Consider the following 10069-nt stretch of genomic DNA (forward strand, 5'->3'; position numbering starts at 1 on the left):
GGGGTAGGCAGCGGTACCGTGTGCATCCGTGAGTCTCGTCTCGCCGGCGCCGCTGGCCGCCATCCCTAGCCCGAGCACCGCCGTCTGGCATCTCGGCCCGCTTCCGCTCCGGGCGTACGCCCTGTGCATCATCGCCGGCATCGTGGTGGCCTGCTGGGTCACCGAGCGGCGACTACGCCAGCGTGGTGTCGCCCCCGGCGCGGTGCTGGACATCGCCCTCTGGGCGGTGCCGGCCGGCATCATCGGTGCCCGGATCTACCACGTGATCACCTCACCGGCGGCCTACTTCGGCACCGGTGGTGACCCGATCAAGGTCTTCTTCATCCACGAGGGTGGGCTGGGCATCTGGGGTGCGGTCGCCGGTGGCGCGGTCGGCGCCTGGCTCGCCGCCCGGCAGCTCGGCATCCCGTTCGCGGTGGTCGCCGACGCCCTCGCGCCGGGCCTGCCGCTGGCGCAGGCGATCGGACGGCTCGGCAACTGGTTCAACAACGAGCTGTACGGCGGCCCGACCACCCTGCCCTGGGGCCTGGAGATCCACCGGATGGACGGTGGGCAGGCGCTCCGCGACGAGGCGGGCCAGCCGATCCTGGAACCGGGGCTCTACCACCCGACCTTCGCCTACGAGGCGCTGTGGAACGTCGGGGTCGCCGCGCTGGTGTTCCTGGTCGACCGCAAGCTACGACTCGGCCGGGGCCGGGCGTTCGCGCTCTACGTGATGGGCTACACCGCCGGCCGGTTCTGGATCGAGATGATGCGCACCGACGACGCCACCTTGATCCTCGGCGTACGCCTGAACGTGTGGACGGCGGCGCTGGTGTTTCTCGCCGCGCTCGGCTACTTCCTACGGGTCCGCGGCCCCCGCGAGTACCTGATCCCGATCGGCGTGCCGGCCGCCGCCACCGCGCCGGCCGGCACCTCCGACGTCTCCCAGCTCGACCTGTCGGCCGGGCGCGGCGGCACCGAGCCGGTGACTCCGGAGGGCTACCGGGCGGTCAGCGAGGAACAGTTCCGCCACTGGCGCGCCACCGGCGAGGCACCACCCGAGGTGACCACCGGACAGACGTCGCCTGAGGTGACGACCGGCACTCCCGAAACCGGAACGCACACCCCCAGCGACTCCGACCCGACCGCCACCACGGCCACGGACCAGGACGCGGCCACCGACCAGGACGCGGCCACCGACCGGGAGGCGGCCACCGACCCGTCCCGCCCGGCGACCAGCGACCGGGAGGCGACCACCGAGAGCGGCGCCGGGTCGGCCGGCGACACGCGGGACGGCGACGCGGTGGAGTCCGCGTCGGGCCGGCCCGCCGACCGCGACAGCTGAAACGAGGGGGCGGTATGCGTACCGCGGTGGTGGTCGGCGGCGGCCCCGGCGGCCTGGCGGTCTCCGGCGCGCTGGCCCGGTCGGGCTGGCGGGTCACGCTGCTGGAGCGGGCCGACCGGATCCGCCCCGAGCCGACGGCCGTGGTGCTCTGGCCCAACGGGATCCGCGCCCTGCGCGCGATGGATCTCGCCGGCGGACTGGACGCGATCGCCACGCCCCTGCCCGACGGTGGGGTCCGGCGACCCGACGGCCACTGGCTGGTGCAGCCCCGGCAGACCCCGGTCGAGCGGCTGCCGGTGGTGGTGCACCGGGAGGACCTGCACGACGCGCTGATCGCCGGCCTGGGGGAGCGGGTCGAGCTGCGTACCGGGGTGACCGTGCGGACGGTGCGCGTCACGCCGGGCGAGCGTCCGGCGGTCGGTGACGGCCGGCAGACCTTCGAGGCGGATCTGGTGGTCGCGGCGGACGGCGCGGACAGCGTGATCCGCCGCCAGCTCGCCCCGGAGGCGAGCCTGATCAGCTCCGGGTGTGCCGCCTGGCGGGCGGTGATCCCCTGGTACCGCGCGCCGAGCCTGCCCGAGTCCGTCAGCGGGGAGATCCTCGGTGCCGGCTACCGGTTCGTCGCCGCCTCGCTGGGCGACCGGGGTTCCTCAGGCGCCTCCAGTCGGGGCGGCATCCACTGGATGGCCACCGCGGCCGGCGCGCCCCGACCCGAGCCGCCCGAGACGCAGCTGGCGCTGCTGCGCCGCTGGTACGCCGGCTGGCCGGCACCTGTCGACGAGTTGCTGGCCGCCACCGACCCGGGTGACCTCGTGCAGCAGGAGATCCGGGAGCTGCGTCCGCTGCCCCGGGCGTACGGCTTCCCGGCCGGTCCCGGCGGGGTGGTGCTGCTCGGTGACGCCGCCCACGCCATGCCGCCGCACCTCGGGCAGGGCACCTGCCTCGCCTTCGAGGACGCCGCGACCCTCGCCGTGCTGCTGCGCGAGTCGACGCTGCCGGACGCGGTGCTGGCGTACGACCGGGCCCGCCGGCCGCGCACCGCGGTCGTGGTCCGGCAGACCCGCCGGATGTCGGCCGTGCTGCGGGCCCGGGGGCGGCTGGCGTTGCGGGCCCGCGACGCCGCCCTGGGCACCATCACCCCGCGCCTGCTGGGCAGCGCCGCCGCGGTGGCCACCCAGTGGCGTCCACCGACCTCGTCGAGCTGACCCTCCGCGTCGATCTAGGGCCGATTGTCGTCCCCAGAGATCATCTAGCGACGATCGCCCCTAGATCGACGCGGGAGTGTGTGGCGTGGGACGAGCGTCCCAGACTCTGGACGGTGTGATCAATCTTTGCTGGCCTTGCACACCGGGCCCTAACGTAGACTCAATAGACCAGTAAGGGCCGACGTCGTCCCGAGCGTGATCAAACCTGAGTGACGACAGGAGGCCCGGTGGCCTTTGCGTACCCACGCCGCCCCCAGTCGGCGCCGAGAAATGGCCAGGTAGCGTCCCCTGCCGGCCTCTACGACCCCGCGTACGAGCACGACGCGTGTGGGGTGGCCTTCGTGGCGGACCTGCACGGTCGGCGCTCGCACACGGTGGTCGCCAACGGCCTCGGCGCGCTGTGCCGGCTGGACCACCGGGGAGCCCGGGGCGCGGAACCGAACACCGGTGACGGCGCGGGCATCATGATCCAGGTGCCGGACGCGTTCCTGCGCGCGGTGGCGGAGTTCCCGCTGCCGCCGGCCGGCGAGTACGCCACCGGCCTTGCCTTCCTGCCCGACGACGATGCCGCCGAGGCCCGCGCCCGGCAGGTGGTCGAGAAGTACGCCTTGGTCGAGGGGGCCGAGGTGCTCGGCTGGCGGGACGTCCCGGTGGACCCCTCCGACCTCGGCGAGACCGCCCTGGCGGCGATGCCCCGGGTGCGGCAGCTCTTCCTCGCCGCCAACCGGCTCACCGACACCGCCGCCGGCCCGGCCGGTTCGCCGCTGCGCGGCCTCGAGCTGGAGCGGGTGGCCTTCTGCGTACGTAAGCAGGCCGAGCGGGAGACCGCCGAGCGCGGCGTGCCGGCGTACTTCCCCTCGCTCTCCGGTCGGACCATGGTCTACAAGGGCATGCTCACGCCGGAACAGCTGCCCGCGTACTACCCCGACCTCACCGACGAACGGGTGGACAGCGCCATCGCCCTGGTGCACTCCCGGTTCTCCACCAACACCTTCCCGTCCTGGCCGTTGGCGCACCCGTACCGCCTCATCGCCCACAACGGCGAGATCAACACCATCCGCGGCAACCGGAACTGGATGCAGGCCCGCGAGGCGCTGCTGCGGACACCCGACCTGCCGGGCAACATCCGGCGGGTCTTCCCGGTCTGCACTCCGGCCGCCTCCGACTCGGCCAACTTCGACGAGGTCCTCGAACTGCTGCACCTGGCCGGGCGCAGCCTGCCGCACGCGGTGCTGATGATGATCCCCGAGGCGTGGGAGAACGACCCGGACATGGCCGCCGACAAGCGCGCCTTCTACCGGTTCCACGCCAGCCTGATGGAGCCCTGGGACGGCCCGGCCGCTGTCGCCTTCACCGACGGTGAGATCGTCGGCGCGGTGCTGGACCGCAACGGGCTGCGGCCGGGACGCTGGTGGCAGACCGCCGACGGCCTGGTGGTGATGGGCAGCGAGGCAGGTGTGCTGGACCTCGATCCCGCCACCGTGGTGGCCAAGGGTCGGCTCCAGCCCGGCAAGATGTTCCTGGTCGACACCGTCGCCGGCCGGATCGTGCACGACGACGAGATCAAGACCGAGCTGGCCGCCGCCGAGCCGTACGCCGACTGGCTGCACGCCGGACTGATCGAGCTGGACGACCTGCCGCCGCGCGAACACGTGGTCTACACCCACGACTCGGTACGCCGCCGCCAGCAGACCTTCGGCTACACCGAGGAGGAGCTGAAGATCCTGCTCGCGCCGATGGCCCGCACCGGCGTGGAGCCGATCGGCTCGATGGGCACCGACACCCCGATCGCCCCGCTGTCGACCCGGCCACGGCTGCTCTACGACTACTTCCACCAGCTCTTCGCCCAGGTCACCAACCCGCCGCTGGACGCCATCCGGGAGGAGTTGGTGACCAGCCTGGCCACCACCATCGGCCCGGAGGGCAACCTGCTCGACCCGGGCCCGTCGAGCTGCCGGCAGATCGTGCTGCCCTACCCGGTGATCGACAACGACGAGCTGGCCAAGATCCTCGACATCGACGAGGACGGCGACCTGCCCGGCTTCAAGGCGGTCCGGGTCTCCGGGCTGTACCGGGTCCGGGACGGCGGCGCCGGCATCAAGGCCCGGCTGACCGAGATCTGCCGGCACGTCTCGGAGGCGATCGAGGACGGCGTCCGCATCCTGGTGCTCTCCGACCGCGACTCCAACGCCGACCTGGCTCCGATCCCGTCGCTGCTGCTCACCGCGGCGGTGCACCAGCACCTGGTCCGCGAGCAGACCCGCACCCAGGTGGCGCTGATCGTCGAGTCCGGCGACTGCCGCGAGGTGCACCACGCGGCGGTGCTGATCGGCTACGGCGCGGCGGCGGTCAACCCGTACCTCGCCTTCGAGTCGGTGGAGGACATGATCTCCACTGGGTCGCTGACCGGGGTCGAGCCGCGGGCCGCCATCCGCAACTACGTCAAGGCGCTCGGCAAGGGCGTCCTGAAGATCATGTCCAAGATGGGCATCTCCACCGTGTCGTCGTACTGCGGCGCGCAGGTGTTCGAGGCGGTCGGCCTGCACACCCGCCTGGTGGAGCGCTACTTCCGGGGCACCCCGAGCACGATCAGCGGGGTCGGGCTCGACGGCATCCACGCCGAGGTGGCAGCCCGGCACGCGCTGGCCTGGCCGGCGCCGGGCGTCGAGGCCGTCGACCGGCTGCCCGTCGGCGGCGAGTACCAGTGGCGTCGCGAGGGCGAGCTGCACCTGTTCAACCCGGAGACGGTTTTCCTGCTCCAGCACGCCACCCGCAGCCGCCAGTACGACGTGTTCCGCTCCTACACCGCGAAGGTCGACGAGCTGGCCGCGCAGGCCGGTTCGCTGCGCGGGCTGTTCCGGCTGCGTACCGGGGTCCGCCCGGCGGTGCCGATCGACCAGGTCGAGCCGGCCAGCGAGATCGTCAAGCGGTTCGCCACCGGCGCCATGTCGTACGGCTCCATCTCGGCCGAGTCACACGAGACCCTGGCGATCGCCATGAACCGGCTCGGCGGCAAGTCCAACACCGGCGAGGGTGGCGAGGACGTCGACCGCCTGCACGACCCGGCCCGCCGCTCCGCGGTCAAGCAGATCGCCAGCGGCCGGTTCGGGGTGACCAGCGAATACCTGGTCAACGCCGACGACCTGCAGATCAAGATGGCGCAGGGCGCCAAGCCCGGCGAGGGCGGGCAGCTGCCCGGCAACAAGGTGTGGCCGTGGATCGCCCGGACCCGGCACGCCACCCCCGGCGTCGGGTTGATCTCGCCGCCGCCGCACCACGACATCTACTCGATCGAGGACCTCGCCCAGCTCGTACACGACCTCAAGTGCGTCAACCCGGCCGCCCGGGTGCACGTCAAGCTGGTCAGCGAGGTCGGTGTCGGCACCGTCGCCGCCGGGGTGGCCAAGCTCAAGGCCGACGTCATCCTGATCTCCGGCCACGACGGCGGCACCGGCGCGTCCCCACTGAACTCACTCAAGCACGCCGGCACCCCCTGGGAGCTGGGCCTGGCCGAGGCGCAGCAGACGCTGCTGCTGAACAAGCTGCGCGACCGGGTCACCGTGCAGGTCGACGGCCAGCTCAAGACCGGCCGGGACGTGATCGTCGCGGCGCTGCTCGGGGCCGAGGAGTTCGGCTTCGCCACCGCCCCGCTGATCGTCTCCGGTTGCATCATGATGCGCGTCTGTCACCTGGACACCTGTCCGGTGGGCATCGCCACCCAGAACCCGGTGCTGCGCGAGCGGTTCACCGGCAAGCCGGAGTTCGTGGAGAACTTCTTCCTCTTCCTCGCCGAGGAGATCCGCGGTTACCTGGCCGAGCTGGGGCTGCGCAGCATCGATGAGGCGATCGGCCGCACCGAGCTGCTCGACGTGGCCCCGGCCGTCGACCACTGGAAGGCCGGCGGGCTCGACCTGCAGCGGGTGCTGCACCTGCCCGAACTGCCCGAGGGCGCGGCCCGGCAGGGCGTCCGGGCCCAGGACCACGGCCTGGAGAAGGCCCTGGACAACGAGCTGATCGCGCTGGCCGAGCCGGCGCTGCGCCCGGACGCGGCCGCCACCCCGGTCCGCGCCGAGGTGGCGATCCGCAACGAGCACCGCAGCGTGGGCGCGATGCTCGGCGGCGCGGTGACCCGGCGGCACGGCGGTGCCGGACTGCCCGCCGACACCATCGAGTTCACCCTGCGCGGCACCGCCGGGCAGTCCTTCGGCGCGTTCCTGCCCCGCGGCGTCACCCTGCGCCTGCACGGTGACGCCAACGACTACGTCGGCAAGGGACTCTCCGGCGGGCGGTTGGTGGTCCGGCCGGACACCGCCGCGCCCTTCGTGGTCACCGACGCCGCGCCGGGCCACCGGGCCGAGGACCAGATCATCGCCGGCAACACCATCCTGTACGGTGCCACCGCCGGCGAGGTCTTCCTGCGCGGCCGGGTGGGGGAACGATTCGCGGTACGCAACTCCGGCGCGGCGGCAGTCGTCGAGGGGGTCGGCGACCACGGCTGCGAGTACATGACCGGCGGCACGGTGGTGGTGCTCGGACCGACCGGGCGCAACTTCGCCGCCGGCATGTCCGGCGGCACCGCCTTCGTCTGGAACCTCGACCGCCGCCGGGTCAACACCGAGCTGGTCGACCTTTCCGCGCCGAGCGAGGCGGAGCGGACCCGGCTGCACGAGCTGGTGCAGCGGCACTTCGCCGAGACCGACTCGGCGGTCGCCGAGGCGCTGCTCAAGCGCTGGCCGGAAGCGGTGGAGGAGTTCACCGCCGTGGTACCCCGCGACTACCGCCGGGTGCTGGAGATCATGCAGGCCGCCGAAGCCGCCGGCCAGAACGTCGACGATGCGGTGATGAGCGCACTGGCGGCACCGGCCGCCCCGGCGACGCGACAGCTGCCCGTCGACGCGTCCGCGCCCGCCGGTTCGTCCGCGCCGGTCCCGCCCGCCGCGCGGGTGGTCGCCCAGGAGGTGGCTCGTGCCTGACCCGAACGGTTTCCTGCGCTACGACCGGCGCTTGCCGGCCCGCCGACCGGTGCCGGTACGCATCAGCGACTGGCGGGAGGTCTACCCGCCGGCCGGTGAGTCACTGATCCGCGAGCAGGCCACCCGCTGCATGGACTGCGGCATCCCGTTCTGCCACAGCGACACTGCCGGGTGCCCACTGGCGAATCGGATCCCGGACTGGAACGACCTGGTCCGCACCGGCAACTGGGACGCGGCGGTGGATTCGCTGCACGCCACGAACAACTTCCCCGAGTTCACCGGACGACTCTGCCCGGCGCCCTGCGAGGCCGCCTGCGTCCTCGGCATCGCCGGCGGCGACCCGGTGACCATCAAGCAGGTCGAGGCGGAGATCGCCGACGCGGCCGTGGCCCGGGGCCTGCCGCCACGGCCGGCGGCGGTGCCGTCCGGTCGGTCGGTCGCCGTTGTCGGTTCCGGCCCGGCCGGGCTCGCCGCCGCGCAGCAGCTGGCCCGCGCCGGTCACGCGGTGACGGTGTACGAGCGTGACGACGCCATCGGCGGCCTGCTGCGCTACGGCATCCCCGACTTCAAGCTGGAGAAGCGGCACATCGACGCCCGGATGGCCCAGTTGTCGGCCGAAGGGGTCGTCTTCCGCACCGGAGTGAACATCGGCGTCGACGTCACCGCCGAGCAGTTGCGCGCCAGACACGACGCGGTGCTGCTCGCCTGCGGCGCGTTGCAGGGCCGGGAGACCGACACCCCCGGTCGGCAGCTGCGCGGCGTGCACCAGGCGATGTCGCACCTGGTGGCGGCCAACCGGGTGGTCGCGGCGGCCGGTGCGGGTCGGCCCGCGCTGGCCACCCTGCCGGACGGTACGCCTATCGACGCGGCCGGCAAGCACGTGGTCATCATCGGTGGCGGCGACACCGCGGCGGACTGCCTCGGTGTGGCCCACCGGCAGGGCGCCGCCGGCGTACACCAGCTCGACCTGTATCCGCAGCCGCCCCGGCAGCGTGACGAGGCCCGCGACCCGTGGCCCACCTGGCCCTGGATCCTGCGCGAGTACGCCGCCCACGAGGAAGGCGGCGAGCGGGTCTTCGCCGTGGCGGTGCAGGAGTTCGTCGACGACGGCACCGGCGCGGTCCGGGCCGTCCGCATCGCCGAGGTGACGGTCGAGAAGCGCGCCGGTCGGCGCATCGTCACTTCGGTGCCCGGCACCGAGCGGGAACTCCCCGCCGACCTGGTGCTGTTGGCGATCGGCTTCGAGGGCACCGAGGAGCAGCCGCTGCTGACCCAGCTCGGCCTGACCCGCAACGCCCGGGGCGCGATCGACTCCCGCGCCGACTGGCAGGCCGCCGACGGGATCTTCGTGGCCGGGGACATGCACCGGGGCGCCTCGCTCATCGTCTGGGCGATCGCCGAGGGCCGGGCCGCCGCCGCCGCGATCCACTCCTACCTCGACGGCGTCGGCACCCTCCCCGCCCCGGTAAACCCCGCCTCCCACCCGCTTGCGGTGTAAGGAGGGTCCCCCTCTTAACGCCTCGTGTAGAGCAGGGGCCCCCTCTTAACAGGACTGTTAAGAGGGGGCCCTGCTCTACACCTGCCGTCGACCGGTCGCCCTCCATCTGTTCCATTGATCGGAATGTTTCGCTAGGATTACCGACCAGTAACAACCATTCCCCCTGGCCACGCGCGCGGTCATCGGGCTCCACCACCATCCCTGTGGAGGTCCGTCCATGCCCCACCGTCCGCTGGCCCGCGCCCTGACCGCGCTCGTCGCCCTCTGCACCGCCCTCGTCGGCGCGCTGGCCGTGCCCGGCGCCGCCCAGGCCGCCGCCCCCATCCACTACGTCGCCCTCGGCGACTCCTACTCCTCCGGCGTGGGCGCCGGCCCGTACGACCTGTCCACCTGCCTGCGCAGCCAGAAGTCGTACGCCCCACTGTGGGCAGCGGCGAACAACGTGGCGAGCTTCCGCTTCCCCGCCTGTGGGGGCGCGGTCACCGCAGACGTGCTCGACAAACAGCTCGGTTCGCTCTCCACCAACACCACCATGGTCACCATCACCGTCGGCGGCAACGACGCCGGCTTCGCCGACGTGATGACCGACTGCCGCTTCGGTAGCACCTCCACCTGCACCAACGCGGTCAACGAGGCGAAAGCCTTCGCGACCGGCACGCTGCCGGCCCGGCTCGACCGCACCTACGCGGCCATCCGGGAACGCGCGCCGAACGCCCGACTGATCGTGCTCGGCTACCCGCGGCTGTTCGAGACCGGCAGCTGCGGCCTGTTGGCGATGAGCAGCCACAAGCGCACCCTCCTGAACGAGGCCGCCGACGTGCTTGCCACCGTGACCGCCGACCGGGCCGCCGCGGCCGGCGCCACCTTCGCCGACACCCGACCCACCTTCGCCGGCCACGGCGTCTGCGGCGCCCAGCCCTGGATCCGGGACGTCACCGGCGTGATCGAGGCGTACCACCCGAACGCCGACGGCTACCGCCTCGGCTACCTCCCGGCCCTCAACGCGGTCACCGGCTGACCCCGCCGCGCGGCGGGTGACGCGCTCCGCACAGGACCGCCGTCACCC

The 10069-nt window shown here is 72.9% G+C and carries 5 protein-coding genes; all 5 read left to right on the forward strand.

Features of this window, described 5'->3' with window-relative positions:
- Positions 1 to 28 precede the first annotated feature (28 nt).
- The 5 genes from lgt (at position 29) to C1I93_RS23960 (ending at position 10021) form a co-directional block, all read left to right on the forward strand.
- Positions 29 to 1327 carry a prolipoprotein diacylglyceryl transferase gene (gene lgt / locus C1I93_RS23940; protein WP_111245540.1) on the forward strand — a complete coding sequence of 433 codons (1299 nt, stop codon included), beginning with the start codon at positions 29 to 31 and terminating at the stop codon, positions 1325 to 1327.
- Between the two features lie 14 nt (positions 1328 to 1341).
- The gene (locus tag C1I93_RS23945) at positions 1342 to 2532 is read left to right on the forward strand and encodes an FAD-dependent oxidoreductase (RefSeq protein ID WP_111245541.1); all 1191 of its coding nucleotides are present in this window, start codon (positions 1342 to 1344) and stop codon (positions 2530 to 2532) included.
- Between the two features lie 227 nt (positions 2533 to 2759).
- A complete protein-coding gene (gene gltB, locus C1I93_RS23950; protein WP_111245542.1) occupies positions 2760 to 7505 on the forward strand; it encodes a glutamate synthase large subunit in 4746 nt (1581 codons plus the stop codon).
- Positions 7498 to 9003: a glutamate synthase subunit beta gene (locus C1I93_RS23955; RefSeq protein ID WP_111245543.1), complete on the forward strand. Its 1506-nt coding sequence runs from the start codon at positions 7498 to 7500 to the stop codon at positions 9001 to 9003. The genes gltB and C1I93_RS23955 overlap by 8 nt, the downstream gene beginning before the upstream one ends.
- Before the next feature lie 217 nt (positions 9004 to 9220).
- A complete protein-coding gene (locus C1I93_RS23960; RefSeq protein ID WP_111245544.1) occupies positions 9221 to 10021 on the forward strand; it encodes an SGNH/GDSL hydrolase family protein in 801 nt (266 codons plus the stop codon).
- Positions 10022 to 10069: the final 48 nt, after the last annotated feature.

The organism is Micromonospora endophytica, assembly GCF_003236305.1.
Classification (GTDB): Bacteria; Actinomycetota; Actinomycetes; order Mycobacteriales; family Micromonosporaceae; genus Micromonospora; species Micromonospora endophytica.